At 56.2% G+C, this 18,792-nt stretch carries 18 protein-coding genes; 9 read left to right on the top strand and 9 right to left on the bottom strand.

The genetic code is table 11. The annotated features are described in order from the left end of the window. Positions 1-42: 42 nt before the first annotated feature. From CFT68_RS10515 to CFT68_RS10505, 3 genes are all read right to left on the bottom strand, one after another. On the bottom strand, positions 43-1,197 hold the full coding sequence (locus tag CFT68_RS10515) for a DegT/DnrJ/EryC1/StrS family aminotransferase (protein ID WP_088843373.1): 1,155 nt from the start codon (positions 1,195-1,197) through the stop codon (positions 43-45). A 152-nt stretch (positions 1,198-1,349) separates the two neighbouring features. Continuing rightward, the gene (locus CFT68_RS10510; RefSeq protein ID WP_088843372.1) at positions 1,350-2,051 is read right to left on the bottom strand and encodes an acetyltransferase; all 702 of its coding nucleotides are present in this window, start codon (positions 2,049-2,051) and stop codon (positions 1,350-1,352) included. After that, on the bottom strand, positions 2,048-2,704 hold the full coding sequence (locus CFT68_RS10505) for a sugar transferase (RefSeq protein WP_088843371.1): 657 nt from the start codon (positions 2,702-2,704) through the stop codon (positions 2,048-2,050). Before CFT68_RS10505 ends, CFT68_RS10510 begins: the two co-directional genes overlap by 4 nt. 67 nt (positions 2,705-2,771) lie before the next feature. Here CFT68_RS10505 and ispE point away from each other — a divergent pair, with 67 nt between their 5' ends. Next, positions 2,772-3,584, top strand: coding sequence for a 4-(cytidine 5'-diphospho)-2-C-methyl-D-erythritol kinase (ispE, locus tag CFT68_RS10500; RefSeq protein WP_088843370.1), 813 nt, complete (start codon positions 2,772-2,774; stop codon positions 3,582-3,584). A 13-nt stretch (positions 3,585-3,597) separates the two neighbouring features. On the opposite strand, the gene CFT68_RS10495 is transcribed toward ispE, so the two are convergent. From CFT68_RS10495 to tgt, 3 genes are all read right to left on the bottom strand, one after another. Beyond that, positions 3,598-4,512: a DMT family transporter gene (locus tag CFT68_RS10495; RefSeq protein WP_088843369.1), complete on the bottom strand. Its 915-nt coding sequence runs from the start codon at positions 4,510-4,512 to the stop codon at positions 3,598-3,600. A gap of 195 nt (positions 4,513-4,707) precedes the next feature. Beyond that, positions 4,708-5,787 carry an LptF/LptG family permease gene (locus tag CFT68_RS10490; RefSeq protein WP_088843368.1) on the bottom strand — a complete coding sequence of 360 codons (1,080 nt, stop codon included), beginning with the start codon at positions 5,785-5,787 and terminating at the stop codon, positions 4,708-4,710. Positions 5,788-5,857: 70 nt separating this feature from the next. Continuing rightward, on the bottom strand, positions 5,858-6,988 hold the full coding sequence (gene tgt, locus CFT68_RS10485; RefSeq protein ID WP_088843367.1) for a tRNA guanosine(34) transglycosylase Tgt: 1,131 nt from the start codon (positions 6,986-6,988) through the stop codon (positions 5,858-5,860). 158 nt (positions 6,989-7,146) lie between these two features. Here tgt and CFT68_RS10480 point away from each other — a divergent pair, with 158 nt between their 5' ends. From CFT68_RS10480 to rsmG, 3 genes are all read left to right on the top strand, one after another. After that, positions 7,147-8,268, top strand: a complete 1,122-nt coding sequence (locus CFT68_RS10480; RefSeq protein WP_170934763.1) for a glycosyltransferase — start codon at positions 7,147-7,149, stop codon at positions 8,266-8,268. Beyond that, positions 8,259-8,876 carry an RNA polymerase sigma factor gene (locus tag CFT68_RS10475; protein ID WP_088843365.1) on the top strand — a complete coding sequence of 206 codons (618 nt, stop codon included), beginning with the start codon at positions 8,259-8,261 and terminating at the stop codon, positions 8,874-8,876. The genes CFT68_RS10480 and CFT68_RS10475 overlap by 10 nt, the downstream gene beginning before the upstream one ends. 141 nt (positions 8,877-9,017) lie before the next feature. Beyond that, positions 9,018-9,650, top strand: coding sequence for a 16S rRNA (guanine(527)-N(7))-methyltransferase RsmG (gene rsmG / locus CFT68_RS10470; RefSeq protein ID WP_088843364.1), 633 nt, complete (start codon positions 9,018-9,020; stop codon positions 9,648-9,650). 92 nt (positions 9,651-9,742) lie between these two features. Here the strand turns inward: rsmG and CFT68_RS10465 are convergent, their stop codons facing one another. Then, positions 9,743-10,729, bottom strand: a complete 987-nt coding sequence (locus tag CFT68_RS10465; RefSeq protein ID WP_088843363.1) for a YheT family hydrolase — start codon at positions 10,727-10,729, stop codon at positions 9,743-9,745. 282 nt (positions 10,730-11,011) lie between these two features. On the opposite strand from CFT68_RS10465, the gene rpsT reads away from it, so the two are divergent. Further along, positions 11,012-11,269, top strand: a complete 258-nt coding sequence (gene rpsT, locus CFT68_RS10460) for a 30S ribosomal protein S20 (protein WP_088843362.1) — start codon at positions 11,012-11,014, stop codon at positions 11,267-11,269. A 392-nt stretch (positions 11,270-11,661) separates the two neighbouring features. Here the strand turns inward: rpsT and pyk are convergent, their stop codons facing one another. Together pyk and CFT68_RS10450 are read right to left on the bottom strand one after the other, a co-directional pair. Next, positions 11,662-13,101, bottom strand: a complete 1,440-nt coding sequence (gene pyk / locus CFT68_RS10455; RefSeq protein ID WP_088843361.1) for a pyruvate kinase — start codon at positions 13,099-13,101, stop codon at positions 11,662-11,664. Between the two features lie 117 nt (positions 13,102-13,218). Next, positions 13,219-13,647 carry an IPExxxVDY family protein gene (locus tag CFT68_RS10450; protein ID WP_088843360.1) on the bottom strand — a complete coding sequence of 143 codons (429 nt, stop codon included), beginning with the start codon at positions 13,645-13,647 and terminating at the stop codon, positions 13,219-13,221. Between the two features lie 162 nt (positions 13,648-13,809). Between CFT68_RS10450 and CFT68_RS10445 the strand changes: the two genes are divergently transcribed. The 4 genes from CFT68_RS10445 (at position 13,810) to nadE (ending at position 18,732) form a co-directional block, all read left to right on the top strand. Beyond that, positions 13,810-14,046, top strand: a complete 237-nt coding sequence (locus CFT68_RS10445) for an acyl carrier protein (RefSeq protein ID WP_019948606.1) — start codon at positions 13,810-13,812, stop codon at positions 14,044-14,046. Between the two features lie 101 nt (positions 14,047-14,147). Beyond that, positions 14,148-15,395 carry a beta-ketoacyl-ACP synthase II gene (gene fabF, locus CFT68_RS10440; protein WP_088843756.1) on the top strand — a complete coding sequence of 416 codons (1,248 nt, stop codon included), beginning with the start codon at positions 14,148-14,150 and terminating at the stop codon, positions 15,393-15,395. Between the two features lie 26 nt (positions 15,396-15,421). Further along, complete coding sequence (gene rnc, locus CFT68_RS10435; protein ID WP_245815342.1) at positions 15,422-16,144, top strand: ribonuclease III; 723 nt, start codon at positions 15,422-15,424, stop codon at positions 16,142-16,144. A 653-nt stretch (positions 16,145-16,797) separates the two neighbouring features. After that, positions 16,798-18,732: an NAD(+) synthase gene (nadE, locus tag CFT68_RS10425; protein WP_088843357.1), complete on the top strand. Its 1,935-nt coding sequence runs from the start codon at positions 16,798-16,800 to the stop codon at positions 18,730-18,732. Positions 18,733-18,792 lie beyond the last annotated feature (60 nt).

The following is an 18,792-nucleotide window of genomic DNA, read 5'->3' as shown; positions in this document are numbered from 1 at the left end:
AAAGGAACTTTATATACTGCCGTCAACAACCTTGTGCCGATTCTAGCTGGGCAATGGCTGTACTGCTTCTCGGATGGCGCTGGCTATTCGGTGCAAGTCAGCTTCGCTCAGAGATGAGCCAGAAGGCAGGCAAAGGCCCTGGGCAAACAGTTGTTCGCAGACAGGACCGCCGTACATGGGAGCCGTTGCATACAGCGGCTGCAAGTGCAGCGGCTTCCATAGGGGGCGGCTTTCTACATTGTGCGTCTCTAAGTGCAGGCGTAGTTCTTCGGGCGTTGTGCTGGTTTGCGCGGGGTCGAGCAGCACGGTAGTAAGCCAACGGTTGGAGCGGCTGCCGGTCGGTTCCGTCTGGCTAAGTATCAGGCCAGGTATATCCTGGAGGTTGTTCTTATACCAGAGGTATATTTCCCGACGCTTTTTTACCCGGTCTTCCAGCAACTCCATCTGGCCTCGGCCAATTCCTGCCAGCAGATTGCTGAGGCGGTAATTGTACCCCATATCGGAATGCTGGTAGTAGGGTGCCTCATCCTTGGCCTGCGTAGCCCAGAAACGGGTGCGTTGTGCCCACTGCTTGTCGTTGGTGACGAGGGCGCCACCACCACTTGTGGTCAGGATTTTATTGCCGTTGAAAGAAAATACGCCAACCTGGGTAAAAGTGCCTAGCGGGCGGCCATCGAAGCGCGAGCCTAGGGCTTCGGCGGCATCTTCCAGAACCGGAATAGTGTACTCAGCGGCCAGTGCCACAATTTCAGAGAGCTTGGCCGGCATGCCGTAGAGGTGTACCAGGATAAGCGCTTTGGGCTTGCGACCTTGGCGCATTCGGTCTTCAATGGCTTCGCGCAGGCGCTCTGGGCAGATGTTCCAGGTATCGGCCTCGCTATCTACAAAAACCGGCGTGGCACCCAAATACAGAATGGGATTGGCCGTGGCTACAAACGTGAACGAGGGGCACAGCACCTCATCGCCGGGGCCCACGCCCAGTAGCCGTAGGCCCAGATGAATGGCGGCCGTGCCCGAGGTGAGAGCCACACAGTGTGGGGCACCGGTAAACTCGCAGATGTCGCGCTCAAAGCCATCCAGGTTTGGGCCAGCCGGCGCTACCCAGTTGTCTTCAATGGCTTTGTGCAGGTAGTTTAGTTCGTGGCGGCCCAAATGGGGCGGGGAAAGAAAAATTCGGTCGTAATCCTGACTGCGCATAGGTGGGAGTAAGCGGGACGCTGCGAACCGACTAGAAGGGACAAGCTCCGCAAGATAGAAATATCAGACACTGAGCGTGTGTGGCGAGTGTGTTTGCCGTAAAATATCGGAAACTGGCTGGCAACTGGCAAAAGCCAGCAGGCGAAAAGCGCCTAAAAAGCGTGTCGTTTAATCACCTGGGCCGGCACACCTACCGCTGTGCAATCGGCAGGGACATCACGTACGGCTACGGCTCCGGCCCCAATAATAGTGCGCGCTCCTACACGTACCTGGTTTATGATGGTGGCATTTGTGCCCAGGTACACGCCCGTTTCCAGATGCGCTTCACCGCCCACATTGGCGTGAGGCATCAGGGAGCAGAAATCCTCCAGCACGGCATCATGCCCAATGGTACAGCCCAGGTTAAGCAGTACGTGGTGGCCTAGCCGAATATCACAGGTAAGAATACAGCCCTGCCCGATAATGCAGCCGGCCCCAATCTGCAACTGCTGATACGGCCGGCAGGCGACGCCAGGGTGCACCAGTGTGGCATAGGTGATTAAGGGAGAAGTGAGTTTATTGACCAGTTTGGCGCGGCTCTGTCCGTTACCCACAGCTATTACTACCTGCAGCGGCTCTTGAATAGCATTCAGATCAGCGGAAGTGCCAAGGTAGGGTAGGCCATGAATGGTAGGTGCGACTGGTGACTGGTCGTCGTAGAATCCTTTGATTTCCCACGTAGGCTGCACCTCATTTATCTGGCGAGCCAGCACCAACACCTCCCGGCCCAGGCCCCCGGCTCCCAGAATAACCAGCTGCGGCAGGGGACTAGCGGATAGAGGTACAGTCGATTCTGATGCGGAAGTCGTCGTCATAGCAAGGGAGAATGATCAGTGCCCGAAGGCGAGCCGGTGAAGGCCGTGGTAGTGGCCTGGCCGGGTGCCGTAACGCCAGCGGCACTAAATACGCGGGCAGCGGTAAGCCACAGAATACGCAAATCGAGGAGAAAACTGAGATGGTCCACGTACCACACATCCAGGGCAAACTTCTGCTCCCAGGAAATGGCGTTGCGCCCATTTACCTGAGCCCAGCCCGTAATGCCCGGCCGTACCTCGTGGCGGCGCGCCTGCTCAGGCGAGTAAAGCGGTAGATACTGCTCCAAGAGTGGCCTAGGACCTACCAAGCTAATGTCGCCGCGCAGCACGTTCCAAAGTTGGGGCAGCTCATCCAAAGACGTGGCGCGCACCCAGCGGCCCAGGCGCGTCAGGCGGTCGGCGTCGGGCAGGAGGTGGCCTAGCGCGTCCCGTTGGGAGGTCATGGTTTGGAGCTTAACCAGCACGAAGCTGCGGCCGTGTAGGCCAGGCCGGCGCTGCCGAAACAGCCAGGCTCCGTGGTTCTGCCCGGCCAGCGCCAGCGCTACCGGCAGCAACAGCGGCAGGGCCAGCACCAGCAGCGGCGCGGCCAGAGCCACATCGAGCAGGCGCTTGCCGTAGCGGGCGTACCAGGAAGCAGATGGGGCGGAAATCATGCAAGACAAAGCTAGGGGTTCAGAAGTACACATGGTGCAGATTGCGCCAGAGCGCTAGCTTTGCCGTATGCTCGTTTTCCCCAACGCCAAGCTCAATCTGGGCCTCTACATCACCGGGCAGCGGCCCGATGGCTTCCGCAACCTCGAATCGGTGTTTGTGCCGCTGCCCTGGACCGATGCGCTGGAGGTGCTTCCCGCCGCCGAAACCAGCCTGGCCCTCACCGGCATTCCAATTCCTGGCGAACCGGCTACCAACCTCTGCTTACGCGCCTACGAGCTATTGAAGGCCGATTTCAACCTGCCGCCCGTGCAGATGCACCTGCACAAATTGGTGCCTATCGGGGCAGGCCTAGGCGGTGGCTCCGGTGATGCCGCTTTCGCGCTGCGGGCCCTCAACGACTTATTCAAGCTGGCACTTTCTACGGATGCTCTGCAGGCCTACGCACGGCGCCTAGGTTCCGACTGTGCCTTTTTTATCCGCAACCAACCTGTTTTCGCTTACGAGAAAGGCGACGTGTTTGAGGATATCAGCTTGGATTTAACGGGTGTGGCCTGCAAGGTGGTGTACCCTGGCCTACACATCAGCACGGCAGAGGCCTACAGCCGCGTGACGGCCCGCCCGCCGCGTCACGACTTGCGCACTGCCCTGGCTCAACCTTTGGAAACCTGGCGTGATACGGTCAGCAATGATTTTGAGGAGGCCCTGACACCCATTTATCCTGTGCTCGGTGAAATCAAGCAAGCGCTGTATGCGGCTGGCGCAGCTTATGCCAGTTTATCAGGATCTGGCTCGGCGGTGTATGGGCTGTTCCCAGGCCAGGAAGTGCCGCCTAAACTCGCGCTGCCCGCAGAGTACAAGGTTTGGGACGGCCGACTGTAGCCTCATCTGATGATCAAATAACGGCTTCCACGGGCTCCGGCTTGCGCAGGCGGCGCTTATTCCACTGGTCGATAACTGGATGGATGAGTACACTGAATAGGATTACCACGGTGCCTAGATAGAAGCCAGTTGACATTTTTTCCTGAGAACCGAAGATCAATACGGCCAGCAAAATGCCATATACCGGCTCTAGGTTGATGGTCAGGTTGATAACAAAAGCCGAGAGGCGTTTCATGAGCTCTACCGAAGTAGAGAAAGCATACACCGTGCAGCCGCCCGCCAGCAGTAGCAGCCACAGCCAGTCGAAACCATGGAGCGCCAGTTGTAGGCCACTGCCATTGGTGAAATAACGGCTATAGATCGGGAAGAACAGCGCGATGCTTAGGCAGGCGCCGCTCATCTCATAAAATGTGAGCCGCAGCGGGGGGTGGCGCTTCACCAGCGTCGAGTTCAGCACGCTGAACAGCGCCGACAAGCCCGCCGACAGGATGGCTACCAGGAGGCCCGCCATCTGGTCTAGCTCGGCCTGCGATACCAGGTACAGGCCTACCATCGTGAGCAGGCCTAGGCCTACCTCATAAAAGCGTATCCGCCGCCAGAGCAGCAACGGCTCCAGCAACGAGGTCCAGAGGGCCAGGGTGGCCATGCCGGCCAGGCACACGCTCACGGACGACAGGCGCGCCGCCAGGAAAAAGGTAATCCAGTGCACCGCTACCATGGCCCCCACACCTAAGAGCTTGGCCACCTCTACGCCCGAAATGCGCCACTCCTGGCGCCGCGCTGCCAGCAGCAAAGCCATACCTGCCGAGGCCAGCAGCGTCCGCCAGAAAACCAACTCCACCGGCGGCACCGAAATGAGCTTGCCCAAAATGGCCGTGAAGCCCCAGAGCAACACAATGAAATGCAAACGGAGGTAGTCTTTTAGCATAGAGGGGAGTGGTGGAATGGTGAGTTGGTGAAAAAACACGTCATCCTGAGCTTGCGAAGGATCTTATCAGGCAAGAACAACTGGCCTAGAACTACTCGTGCGGCCGTGATAAGATCCTTCGCAAGCTCAGGATGATATGCTTTTAGAAGGGCGGTCAGAAGAGAACAGCAAACTCACCACTTCAGATTTTCACCTTTATTGAGGAACGACGCGGTAGAGTATCAGGCCGATACAGGTAAACACGATGCTGGGAACCCAGGCGGCCAGCAGCGGCGGCAAGGTACCCACGGAGGCCAGATTGCGGCTCAGAATCACGAAGATGATGAACACGAAAGCCAGCACAAAGCCGAGCGCAATCTGCCCACCCACACCCGCACGGCTTTTGCGCGCGCTCATAATTACCCCAATCACCGTGAGGATAAACATGGCGTAGGGATAGGCGTAGCGCTCATATTTCTCGCTGAGATAGAGCTGCGTATCGTCGGCGCCGCGGTCGATTTTCTGCTGAATGTAGCGGTTGAGTTCAGGCAGTGTCAGGGTTTCGGCGAGGCGGTAAGTGCTGGCGAAATCCTTGGGGTAGAGGTTGAGTGTGGTGTCGCGGGCGGGCAGGCTTTTGAGGGTTTCCTTTTCGCCATTGAAGGTTCGCAGCAGCTGCGGCGTGAGCTTCCAGGCGCGTTTGGTAGAGTCCCAGCTGATAGCTTCGGCCGTGAGGCGACGCTTGAGCAAGGTGCCATCTACGGTTTCCAGCGCAAACTTGTAGCCCACGTTGTTCACGTTGTCGTAGCTCTCCATGAAAGCATAGGAGTCGGGGCCGATGCGGATGTGCACGTTGCGCCCACTGAAACGGTAGGGGTTCTTGATGTAGGCCTTCTCGAACTGCACGCGGGTTTTGTTGGCAATCGGAATCAGCCAGCCCGTCATGGCCATCGTGAGCAGGCCTAGAATGGCGCTACCCATCACGTAGGGCAGCAAAAACCGCTTGAAGCTAATGCCCGACGCCAGCATGGCCACTACCTCTGTGCGCGACGCGAGCTGCGCCGTCACGAATACCACCGCAATAAATACCGTGATGGGGGAGAGCAGGTTGGCGAAGTACGGAAACAGGTTCACGTAGTACTCCGAGATAATCTGCCACGCCCCCAGATCGTGCTGAATGAAGTCGTCGTTTTTCTCCGTGAAGTCAATCACGCAGATAACTGACACCAGCAACACCACCGTGAAGAAGAACGCGGTGAGAAACTTCTTCAGAATATATTTATCGAGGAGCTTTAGCATGGATACGTAGCGCGGGCAGGCGAAGAAAAAACGCGTCGTGCAAGGGATAACACGACAAACGGAAAGTGGCCTACAATCGTGTCATTACCTGCTTCACCATCTTCTCCTTCCACTCACGGAAGGTGCCAGCCAGAATCTGCTCCCGCGCTTGCTTTACCAGCCACAGGTAGAAACTTAGGTTATGGATAGAGGCAATCTGGGGGCCCAGCATCTCCTTGCTATGGAACAGGTGGCGCACGTAGGCCCGGGAGTAGAACGTGCTTACATAACCGCCCAGTTCAGCATCAATCGGCTCGAAATCATCGGCCCATTTCTTGTTGCTGATGTTCATGATGCCCTGCGTAGTGAACAGCATGCCGTTGCGGGCATTGCGGGTGGGCATCACGCAGTCGAACATATCCACGCCCAGCGCAATGTTTTCGAGGATGTTGGCCGGCGTGCCTACGCCCATGAGGTAGCGCGGCTTGTCCTGGGGCAGAATGTCGCAGACGATTTCCGTCATCTCGTACATCATCTCGGCGGGTTCGCCCACGCTCAGGCCCCCGATGGCGTTGCCCTCGCGGCCCTGCTCGGCAATAAACTCCGCCGACTTCACACGCAAGTCTTTGAACGTGGAGCCCTGCACAATCGGGAAGAGAGTTTGAGAGTAGCCGTAGTGGCCCTCGGTGCTGTCGAAGCGCTGGATGCAGCGCTTGAGCCAGCGGTGCGTCATGTCGAGGGAGCGGGAGGCGTAGTCGTACTCACAGGGCCAGGGGGTGCACTCATCAAAGGCCATGATGATATCGGCCCCGATGGTACGCTGAATGTCCATCACGCCCTCGGGCGAGAACAGGTGCTGTGAGCCATCAATGTGAGAGCGGAATTTTACGCCTTCCTCCTTGATCTTGCGCGTACCGCTGAGTGAGTACACCTGGTACCCGCCCGAGTCCGTCAGGATTGGTTTATCCCAGCCGTTGAACTTGTGTAGGCCACCTGCCTTGCTGAGCACCTCTAGGCCAGGACGCAGGTACAGGTGGTACGTGTTGCCGAGAATAATCTGGGCCTGAATATCGTCTTTGAGGTCGCGCTGCTGCACGGCTTTCACGGTGCCAGCCGTGCCCACGGGCATGAAAATTGGGGTTTCAATGGTGCCGTGGTCAGTGTGCACCACGCCGGCCCGGGCTTTGGTATGCGGATCTTGGGTAACTAAGTCGAAGGTCATGCGGGAAGAAGCTAGGAGCCAGAAGCCAGAAGCCAGAAGTCAGCGCATCGAAGCCTGTACCAAGTACAACCTTCCCGCAACTGGCTTCCAGCTCCTAGCTTCTTCCCGCAAAGGTACTCCGAATGCCTACTTTTGCGGGCTACTTCACTTTCCACATTTTGTCTTTCTCTGTTTCTCCGGCCCTAGGCCTGTTGCTGCTCAGTATAGCGGTGCAGCTCTACTATGTGGCCTACTACTTTCGGCCCTTTGCCCGCCGCCCGCCGGAGCCATCGGATGCCCCCGATGCGGAGCCCGTTTCGGTGCTGGTGTGCGCCCACAATGAGCTGGAGAACCTGCGCCGTTTGCTGCCACTGCTTTTGCAGCAGGACTACCCGGCCGGCTTCGAGATTATCCTGATAGATGACCGCTCCGAGGACGACACGTTCCTGTATATGCAGCAGCTCACGCAGTACTACCCGCACGTGCGTCTGGTCACTGTCACGAGCACGCCTGACGGTTTGTCACCAAAAAAATATGCCCTGACGCTCGGCATAAAAACGGCCCGCCACCCCCGAATGCTCTTCACCGATGCCGACTGTATTCCGGCCACTAACCAGTGGATCAGGTACATGCAGCGTGGCTTCAGCCAGCCGGCCGATATGGTGCTGGGATACTCGGCGTATGCGCCAGAGGTGGGGTTTCTAAATAAGCTCATCCGGTTTGAAACCTTCCTGACGGGGGCACAGTATTTGTCTTTCGCATGGCGTGGCAGCCCGTATATGGGCGTCGGGCGCAACCTGGCCTACACGCGGCAAGTCTTTCACTCTACTAAGGGTTTTGCCTCCCACATCCGGAGCCTCGGCGGCGACGACGACCTGCTGGTGCAGGATGCCGTAGCTCAAGGGGCGCGGGTAGCGGTAGTGGGCGAGCCGGGCGCGCATACGCTGAGCGAGCCGGCCCAGACCTGGCGTGCGTGGTGGCGACAAAAGCGTCGGCACTTGTCGGCGGGGCGTCAATATCGGTTGGAAGACCGTATGCGGATTGGTATCTTTATAGGTGCTAACCTGCTTTTTTATGGCACGGCAATCGGCCTGCTATTTTCCCCGCCCGATTGGGTATCTTTGGCTATAGCCGTGCTCACACGCACCGTTTTGCTCACGGTAGTGTACGCGCAGCTTGGCCGCCGGCTCGATGACCGGTTGCCCGTAGCGTGGCTGCCTATCCTTGATGCTGTGTATTTTTTTTATTATCTCGCTCTGGGAATCTCGCTGTTCCTCTACCGTACTCTCCGATGGAAGTAAATAATCAGGAAAAACAGTTTTCCGCTAAAGCAAAGCACGACTTCAAACTCATTCGCGCGGCTGTAGAGCAAGGCAATGAGAAGGCGTATGCCGAGCTGATGCAGATCTACAAGAAGCCGGTGTATCATGTGGTGCTCAAGATGGTGCGCAACCCCGATGATGCCGAGGACCTGACGATTGAGGCTTTCGCGAAGGCATTCAAGAACCTGCACAAATTCAATCCGGAGTTTGCCTTTAGTACCTGGCTGTTCCGCATTGCCACCAACAACTGCATCGATTTTATCCGCAAGAATAAAATCAAAACGATGTCGATTGATTCGGCTATCAAAATCGACAACGGCGACGAAATTACCATCGACTTCCGCGACCAAAACCTGAACCCGCAGGAGACGGCCATCAAAAACCAGAAGATCGAAATCATGCAGCACGTGGTATCGCGGCTGCCCGAAAAGTACCAGCGCCTCGTGACGCTGCGCTACTTCGATGAGCTGAGCTATGAGGAAATTGCCCAGGAGCTGAAAGCGCCGCTCGGCACCGTGAAAGCCCAGCTGCACCGCGCCCGCGAGTTGCTCTATGACATGGTGAAGAACAAAAAAGAAATCATCTAGAAGAAGAAAAGCACTGGCCTAGGTCAGTGCTTTTTGCTGTTAGCCCCGGCAGATCCGTCATCCTGAAGCCAGTTCTTTTGCTGCCTCTAGGATGACGCTTTGTTGTAGGCCACCACTTCACTCTTCTATCTTTGCCCCACGATGGATATTATCTCCCACTACTTCCCCCACCTCACCGACCACCAGCGCCACCTGTTTCAACAGCTCGAAACGGAGTTCCGCAGTTGGAATGAGCGCCTGAATCTGGTGGCCCGCACCGACGTAGACAATCTCGCCGAGCGGCACTTTCTGCACTCTCTGGGCATTGCGAAGGTGGTGGAGTTTCCGGCCGGCACTTCGGTGCTTGATGTGGGGACGGGAGGTGGCCTACCAGGCCTGCCGCTGGCCATTCTGTTCCCGGAGGTGAAGTTTCATCTGGTGGATAGCATCGGTAAGAAAATCCATGCCGTGCAGGAAATGGCCCGCGACCTAGGCCTCTCCAACGTCACGGCCGAGCAAATCAGGGCGGAGCAGTTGCGCACCAAATACGATTACGTAGTGAGCCGCGCCGTAGCTCGCCTCGCCACCTTCCATACCTGGATTGCGCATCGCTACAAGCCCAACGGCGATGCCACCGCGGGCCTCTACTACCTGAAAGGCGGCGACTTGGCTGAGGAAATCGAAGAGTCAGGTTTGAAAGCAACGGTATATGAGTTGAAAGACTTCTTCCAGGAGGAGTTTTTCGATACCAAAAAAGTAGTGTTCGTCCCGACGAATTCTGCCAAGCCGCGCTAGGCCACTCTGCCCCCTAAAAAAGCCCTTGCCTCTATTATGGAAGCAAGGGCTTTTTTAGGAAAAATCTGTACCTATATCTACTACTTCTGCCTTTAAGCAGGCACTTCGGCCATCAGGAACTCTACAGCGCGCCGCTCTGAGTAATAGGCTCCATCGGGCGTGCCCTCCGCAAATCCTACGTGGCCACCATCGGCAGGCGTCTCTAGGAACACGTAGGGGCTGCTGGCGGCTACTTCGCGCGGAAAGCAGGAAGGCGACAGGAACGGGTCATTCTGTGCATTCACGAGCAGCGTAGGCACCTGAATGTTGCCTATATATTGCCCGGAGCTGGAGTGCTCGTAGTAGTCATCGGCTGATTTAAAGCCGTGCATGGGTGCCGTGAACCGCTCATCAAACTGTGGAAAGTCGAGGAGCTCATCTAAATCATGAATATCAATCTGGCCGGGCATCAGGGCGGCTTTCTGGCGCATTTTTGCCCGCAGTGTTTTCAGGAAGCGGTTGAGGTAGATGCGGTTCTCGAGCCGGGCGATTTTGTAAGAGCTGGCCCTTAAGTCGGTCGGCACCGAAAACACGGCGGCCCGCTTCACTTCTTGCGGCACCCGCTCTGGTTTTTCGCCTAGGTACTTCAGTGTAACATTGCCGCCGGCTGAAAAGCCCGTGAGGTACACCTGGCGGTAATGGCCCGTGCCCAAGGCATAGCGCACCACAAAATCGAGGTCGTCGGTATCGCCGAGGTGGTAGGAGCGGAGCAGGCGGTTCATCTCCCCACTGCAGCTACGGTAATTCCAGGCCAGTACATCCAGGCCCGCGTGGTTGAGGGCGCGTACCATGCCGCGCACATAAGGGCGAGAGGCATCACCCTCCAGACCATGCGAGACGATGCCTAGGCCACTGGCGCTACGCCCTGGCGTAAGGCGTGACCAGTCCAGGTCCAAGAAATCTCCGTCGTCGGTTTCCACCCGTTCGCGCTGGTAATGTACTTCCGGCACGGTGCGCCAGAGGCTTGGTACGATGGTTTGGAGGTGTCCGTTAAACAGGTAGAAGGGCGGTTGATACGAGGATTCGGCGACGAGTGGCATGGGAGAAAACGGCTAGAGGTGCGCATCAGTAATGCCGGCGGAATAGCCTGAGAAGATACACAAAATCAGCCTATATAGACCCTGTTTCAACGAAAAAGTTCGGCATGCCGAATGAAAAATGGGTGGAAACCGGCGTGTTGTGCCAAGTACTTGGCAGGCGTAGGCCACTCGGGCCTTTCTCAGTCAGTTATAGTGACGAGGAGTTTGCTATTTCAAACCAAAACCTTACCTTTGCCAACCCAATTGAATTGATTTCGAGCAGAAGACCACTTTTCTTAACCCATGGCAAATCATAAGTCGGCCCTTAAGCGCATCCGTTCCAACGAAGCGAAGCGCGTGCTGAACCGTTACCAGGCTAAATCTACCCGCACCGCTATCAAGAAGCTGCGTGCAACCACCGACGCTTCGGCTGCACAGGAGCTGCTGCAGAAAGTATCGTCGATGCTGGATCGCCTGGCTAAGAAGAACATCATCCACAAGAACAAAGCCGCCAACAACAAGTCGAAGCTGGCTAAGTTCGTGAAGTCGCTGGCTGCCTAAACGGCAAAACTGGCGTTTCTGCTCTTTATAGTAAAAGGCTCCGCGCTGCTGCGCGGAGCCTTTTCGCGTGTAAGGTGGCCTAGCGAGATTAGTGGTCTTATTATGGCCCTGTAGCGTGCCGGCGCACGTTTCGCGGGCTAACGGGAACCCCACCCCAACCCCTCCCCTCGGGGAGAGGGGCTTAGAATACTACTCGGCCATCAGCAAACAGTGTCGTTGTAGTGCTAACCTAAGCCCCTCTTCCCGAGGGGAGAGGTCGAGGTGGGGTTCCCGTTAGCACGGCGGGGTATGACGCGCAAGAGTGGCCTAGGATACTCTTGCTTAGAATCAGACACCACAAAAAAGGCCCGCCTGAGTTATCAGGCGGGCCTTTTTTGTGGGTTTAATAAGCTCTAGGCCACGCTTACTTTTACCATGTTGGTTTTGCCTTTCTCGTTGATCGGCATGGAGGCGGTATTGATGAACACGTCGCCTTTCTGCAGATGACCGGAGGCCGTCAGGGCATACTTGATGTCAGACACGGTTCCATCGGTGCTGATCATGCGGTCGTAGTAGAAGCCACGTACACCCCAAATCAGGCTCAGTGTGGTGAGCAGGTTACGGTTGTCGGTGAAAATAAAGATGTTAGCCTTAGGGCGATACTTCGCAATCTGGAAGGCCGTGTAGCCGCGGTGCGTCATGCCGGTAATGGCTTTGGCACCCGTGTTCTTAGCCAAGTGGCAGGCTGCTGACAGCACGCTATCGACCATGAACGTAGGAGACTCCGGCGTAATAGAATGCCAGCGGTTGAAGAGGCTGGGCATACGGGTTTCTACGCTCAGGATGGTAGCTACCATGGAGCGGATAACTTCCGCCGGGTAAGCGCCTACTGCCGTCTCTGCGGACAGCATCACGGCGTCGGCGCCATCAATAACGGCGTTAGCCACGTCGCTGGTCTCGGCACGGGTAGGACGGGGGGCCGTAATCATGCTTTCCATCATCTGGGTAGCTACAATAACGGGCTTGCCGGCCTTGTTGCACTTCTCCACGATGAGCTTCTGCGCCATTGGCACTTCTTCCATCTTCACCTCTACGCCCAGGTCGCCGCGGGCTACCATGATGGCGTCGCTGAGGGCAATGATTTCGTCGAGGTTCTTGAGGCCTTCGGGCGTCTCAATCTTGGCAATAACGCGGGCAGTCTTGCCGCTCTCCGCAATCAGGCTCTTGATGAAGCGAATGTCTTCGGCGCGGCGCGCAAACGACAGCGCAATCCAGTCAACATCGTTCTCTAGGCCAAACTTTAGATCCTCAATGTCTTTCTCCGTCATCGAGGGAGCCGATACATCGGAGTCGGGCAGGTTGATGCCTTTGCGGGGCTTCACTAGGCCACCATAGATGACCTCCACATCTACCTCCTTGTCGCGGTCGGTGGCCAGTACGCGCAACTCAATCTTGCCGTCGTCGATCAGGATCATGTCACCCGATTTTACATCGCGCGCCAGGCCCAGGTAAATCGTGCTCAGGCGCGTGGCCGTGCTGATTTCCTTTTCGCCACATACCAGCTTGATTTTATCGCCGGCCTTGATTTCTACGCCGCCGCCTTCTACCTCGCCCAAGCGAATTTTGGGGCCTTGTAGGTCCTGCAACAGGCCTACGTGAGTACGCATGTCCTTATTGAGGCGGCGCACCGTGTTGATCACCGACAGATGGTCCTCGTGGCTACCGTGCGAGAAGTTCAGGCGAAACACATCCACACCTTCGCGGATGAGCATACCCAGCTTTTCGTAAGTATTGGACGCGGGGCCAACGGTGGCCACGATTTTCGTTTTATTAAAATGAGGACGAGGTTCCATGCAGCAAGTAGTATGTTCAGAAATTTTCGAAGGAAGCAGGGGCAAACACCTGTCATCCTTCACCAGACGTCTGCAAAGCGCAGGACGCCAGATGAAGGATGACAACGGTTTTACTGCTCAAAAGAGCAGATTTTCTTTGAATTTTAAGTCATTTGGGTCAAACTGACTGACCAGCTGCACTTCCGGCAAAGCCGTTAGGCAGGAGAGAAGTGCCTCTGCCGCCAAGGGGCCACTGCCATTGCTTACCTGCAACAAGTAGTCGTACTCTTTAATATCGGGAGCCAGGAAAGGCTTCTTCAGGGGCGAAGGATCGACGGAACGGTTGCGCAACAGGCGCAGTGTGAAGTGCTCCGTGGCGTGCATATAATTGCTGATGACCAACCGGCCCCGCGTGAGCAGATCATAGATCAGATCTTGCTGTTTCACCAAGCGCAGGTGCAGGAGGCGGTTGAGCGTCCAGGCCAGCGTGTGCTCTCGCGAGGAAGAAACGAGCCCAAACAGGTCGAAGTCGCAGTCGTATTCAACGTCGAGCGTGAGTGTTTTCATGAGGCACAAAAGGAGGAAGAGAAGGCAAATTTAAGCAGGTGGAAACCCAGAAGGAACCTCTTCGGCCATAATCTTGCACCTAGAAGATTAGAGGCGTGAAGTTTGACAATGTTAGGGAAGATGGTGTTATTTGTGCCGAGTTTTCCTTAAACCCCCACGGAAATGTCTGAAATTGCAGAAAAAGTAAAAGCCATCATCATCGATAAACTTGGCGTAGAAGCATCTGAAGTTACTCCCGAGGCTAGCTTCACCAACGATCTGGGTGCTGACTCGCTGGACACTGTCGAGCTGATCATGGAATTTGAAAAAGAATTCAACGTGTCGATTCCAGACGACCAAGCCGAGAACATTGGCACCGTAGGCCAGGCTATCAGCTACCTCGAAGAGCACGCCAAGTAATCCGCGGCAAGCTCTTTACCCTTTAAGTGCTTACCGGCCGGCTAGCCGCCGGCCGTTTTGCTTTCTTACTTTTCCTTTCTTTCGCTTCTCTGAGCCAGCCTATGTCTCTTCGGAGAGTTGTCGTGACCGGCCTGGGTGCTATTACCCCGATCGGCAAAACTGCCCCCGCTTATTGGGAGGGCCTGAAGGCCGGCGTTAGTGGCGCCGCGCCCATCACCCGTTTCGATGCCACCAAGTTCAAGACTCGCTTTGCCTGTGAGGTGAAGGACTACAATCCGGACGATTACTTCGAACGGAAAGAAGGCCGGAAAATGGACATCTTCACCCAGTTTGGCCTGATTGCCGCCGATGAGGCCATTCAGGACGCCAACCTGGAAGGAGTGGACAAAGACCGCGTGGGCGTTATCTGGGGCTCCGGCATCGGAGGCCTTACTTCGCTGCAAGCCGAGTGTATTGCTTTCGCCAACGGCGACGGCACGCCTCGCTTCAATCCTTTCTTCATTCCGAAGATGATTGCCGACAGCGCATCGGGCAATATTTCCATCAAGCACAAATTCCGTGGTCCGAACTTCGTGACGACCTCCGCGTGTGCGTCTTCTTCCGACTCCATCATTTCGGCCTTCAACTACATCCGGTTGAACATGGCTGATGTGATGGTAACGGGCGGTTCTGAGGCCGCCATCACCGAGTCTGGTGTGGGTGGTTTCAATGCCTTGAAGGCCATGAGCGAGCGGAATGACTCGCCGGAACTTGCTTCGCGCCCCTATGACAAGGAGCGGGATGGCTTCGTGCTGGGCGAAGGTGCTGGTGCGCTTGTACTGGAAGAGTATGAGCATGCCAAAGCCCGCGGCGCGAAAATCTATGCTGAGCTAATCGGCGGCGGTATGTCAGCAGATGCGTACCACATCACGGCCCCCGACCCCGAGGGCAATGGCGTGGTACTCGTGATGCAGAATGCCCTCCGCGATGCCGGTATTTCGCCCTCCGATGTGGACTACATCAACACCCACGGCACCAGCACTCCGCTGGGCGATGGGGCAGAGGTGAAGGCCATTCAGAAGGTGTTTGGCGAAGAGGCCTACAACCTGAACATCAGCTCTACCAAGAGCATGACGGGCCACTTGTTGGGTGGTGCTGGTGCCATTGAGGCGGTTGCCTGCCTCCTGGCTATGCAGCACGACCTGATTCCGCCGACCATAAACCATTTCACCGATGATCCAGAGCTCGACCCGAAGCTGAACTTCACATTCAATAAGGCCCAGGCCCGCGAGGTGAATGTGGCCATGAGCAACACGTTCGGTTTCGGCGGCCACAATACGTCCGTCATTTTCCGTAAAATCCGTAGCTAATGCCAAGGCCCGGTCAGCCCCTTCCGTTGTTCGGCTTTTTTCGCCGAATACTGGGCCATGACCGGGCCTTTCGGCAGGCTATTGCCACGGTTACGGGTAGCACGCCCGATAACATCCGGCTGTATCATCTGGCATTTACGCACTCCTCCATCATTCGGCAGCAGCCGGAAAATGGGCGTCACCAGAGCAACGAACGGCTGGAGTTTCTCGGCGATGCGGTGCTGGGCACGGTGGTAGCGGAGTATCTATTTCGCAAGTTTCCGTACGAACAGGAAGGCTTCCTGACGGAGATGCGCAGCCGCATTGTAAACCGCGAAAGTCTGAATGCCCTGGCGCTGAAACTAGGACTAGATAAGCTCGTGCAGCTTGATCCGGCACAAGGCCGTGCAGCGCGCTCGCGCTCGGTGAACGGCAATGCGTTGGAAGCGCTGGTAGGGGCTATCTACCTAGACCACGGCTACAAAACGTCGCGCAAGTTTGTGCTGAGTCGGTTGATTAAGCCGTTCGTCGATGTGAAATCAATGACGACTACGACGACCAACTTCAAGAGCAAACTGATTGAGTGGGCGCAACGCAATGGCAAGAACATGCGCTACGACCTCACAGGCGAGCCTAGGCCAGGTGGCGTAATGGAGTTTTCGGCTACAGTGGTTGTGGATGAAAACCCAGTAGCTACGGGCATGGGTCTCTCGAAAAAGCAGGCAGAACAGCTGGCTGCTGAGCGGGCGCTGGAAGTGCTAGGCGTCTAGGCCACTATTTTATGGTGTTTCTTCTGTCATTCCTGGCTGCGTTACTCTTTATGCTGTTGGTGAGATGGTGCCATAATAGATTTAGTAGCTCTCGCGACAAAAGGTTCTTGCAACAGCGAGAGCCTTTTTTGGGCTTAAAGCAGCTCGGTTTTCAGATTATAGATGAGGCTTATACCGGACACGAGGATAGACCGGATACCATAATACCCGCTTTTATAGGCCTAGTAAATAACTATTCAGTTGAAATATCTTTTAACTGGATAACAGGCTGGAGCCAGCTGCCACATTATAGAGTACGGGTGTTCTTCGAGCCGGGCAGCCGGGATACAGCTGCTATTAAACATCAGGTGGACTATAAATTAGACCAAAGCAAGTTGTTTCGGTGGCAAGAAGACTGGTTACTAAAGCCAGTGTATGCAGAAAACAAGGTATTCATTGGTAGGTTTTACAGACCAAACTCTCAGTGTATAGTAGAAGCTGCTGTTGAATTAATCAAGGAGTTGCAACGCCTTGATCTGAGTCCTATCGAATATGAAGTTGGAATAGGGTTATCCGTCAAGCAAAAAGAGACGTCAGACATGAATTGATTCAGCGGGGGCAACCTGAACTGACGAAATGGAGTTGTTTTGCAGAACGAAATTCCTTTCCGACCTATGAGAATTGCCGGCGCCGCCCTCAACCAGATACCTTTCGACTGGACCCATAACCTGCGGACTATCCGCGAAGCTATAGAACAGGCCAAAGCGGCCGGCGTAGAGCTGCTGTGTTTGCCGGAACTCTGCCTCACAGGCTACGGGTGTGAAGACCTGTTCCTAAGCGACTGGCTGCCTGAGTCGGCGCTGGAGCATCTGCAGCAGGTGCGCCCCTGGACCGAAGGCATCTGCGTGGTAGTAGGCCTGCCGGTGCGCTTAGGCCACCGAACCTACAACACAGCCGCTGTACTGCGCGATGGGCAGATTCTGGGTTTCGCGGCGAAGCAATTCTTGGCCAATGATGGTGTGCATTACGAGCCGCGCTTCTTTTATCCGTGGCCCGCTGGCGAAACCACTACGGTGCAATGGGAAGGGGAGGAGTGGACCTTGGGCGACATGATTTTTGAGCACAAGGGCGTAAAGTTTGGCTTTGAGATTTGTGAGGACGCTTGGCGGCCCGATGATGTACGGCCCGCTTGCCGGCTCAAAGGCCGAGTGGATCTGATTGTGAACCCCTCAGCCAGCCACTTTGCGATGAGCAAGACGGACCTGCGCTATAAGTTGGTCCTGAACGCTTCCCGTAACTTCGACTGCACGTACCTCTACGCCAACCTGCTCGGCAACGAATCGGGTCGCATTATATACGACGGTGAGATTCTGGTGGCCCGCAACGGACACTTACTGCTGCGCAACCAGCTCATGAGCTTCAAGGAAGTAGACATGGAGTGCGTAGACGTAGATTTTTCCATAGAGCAGGTGCGTGCCGAGGAAATTCGGCCTCTGCCAGCCCCCGACGAATACCGGGAGCTGAACCAGGCGCTAAGCTTGGCTCTGTTTGACTACCTGCGCAAGGCGCGTAGCCGCGGCTTTGTGCTGAGTCTGAGCGGTGGTGCCGACTCCGTGATGTGCGCCGTAGCGGTGGCCGAACTGGTACGCCTGGGCACCGCCGAGCTGGGCACTGCCGAGTTCATGCGCCGCGCTGGCTGCTTTACCACCGAGGACATTGAACAGCTGGCTGGTCCGGTAGCGCCGGTGCCCGACCATAACGCGCCGGGCCCCAAGGATGCCTCGCACTCTGCCCCAGGCCAGGAGCAAGCCAGCATAAACCAACAACTCACGCGCCGCCTGCTGACGTGCGCGTATCAGGGCACCGTCAACTCTTCCGACGACACCTTGAACTCTGCTAAGGAATTGGCCGATTCTATTGGGGCGGTGTTCTATAACTGGACTATTGACGCCGAAGTAACTGGCTACGTGGGCAAAATTGAGCACGCCATCGGCCGGGAGCTCACCTGGAAGACGGACGATTTGACGCTCCAAAATATCCAGGCACGGGTGCGGGCCCCTGCCATCTGGATGCTGGCCAACATTCAGAATGCACTGCTCATTACCACATCCAACCGCTCAGAAGCCAGCGTCGGCTATTGCACTATGGATGGCGACACAGCCGGCTCCATCTCACCCATTGCGGGCGTAGATAAGGCCTTCGTGAAAGACTGGCTGCGCTGGGCCGAGACGGCCTTGAATTACCCAGCCTTGCGCCACGTGAATGCCCTGCAACCCACCGCCGAGCTTCGTCCCTTGGAGGATAAGCAGACCGATGAGCGCGACCTAATGCCATATCCGCTTCTGAACCGCATCGAGCGGCTGGCGTTTTATGACCGCCTTAGCCCACGCCAAGTATTCAATGTACTTAAAGAGGAAGAATCGGCCACTGACCCAGAGCTGCTGAAAACCTACATAAAACGCTTCTACAGCCTCTGGAGCCGCAACCAGTGGAAGCGCGAGCGGTTTGCTCCGGCCTTCCACCTCGACGACTACAACGTGGACCCACGCTCTTGGCTCCGTTTCCCCATTCTGAGCGGCGGCTACACCGAGGAGCTGAACGGGTTGTAGGTGGTTGATAGAGTGCGGCTACGCTTTAGTAAGTAGCATTTCATATTTTTCATATCCATA

It is taken from the genome of Hymenobacter gelipurpurascens (genome assembly GCF_900187375.1).
GTDB classification, from domain to species: domain Bacteria; phylum Bacteroidota; class Bacteroidia; order Cytophagales; family Hymenobacteraceae; genus Hymenobacter; species Hymenobacter gelipurpurascens.
This window is presented reverse-complemented; position numbering and strand designations above follow the sequence as displayed.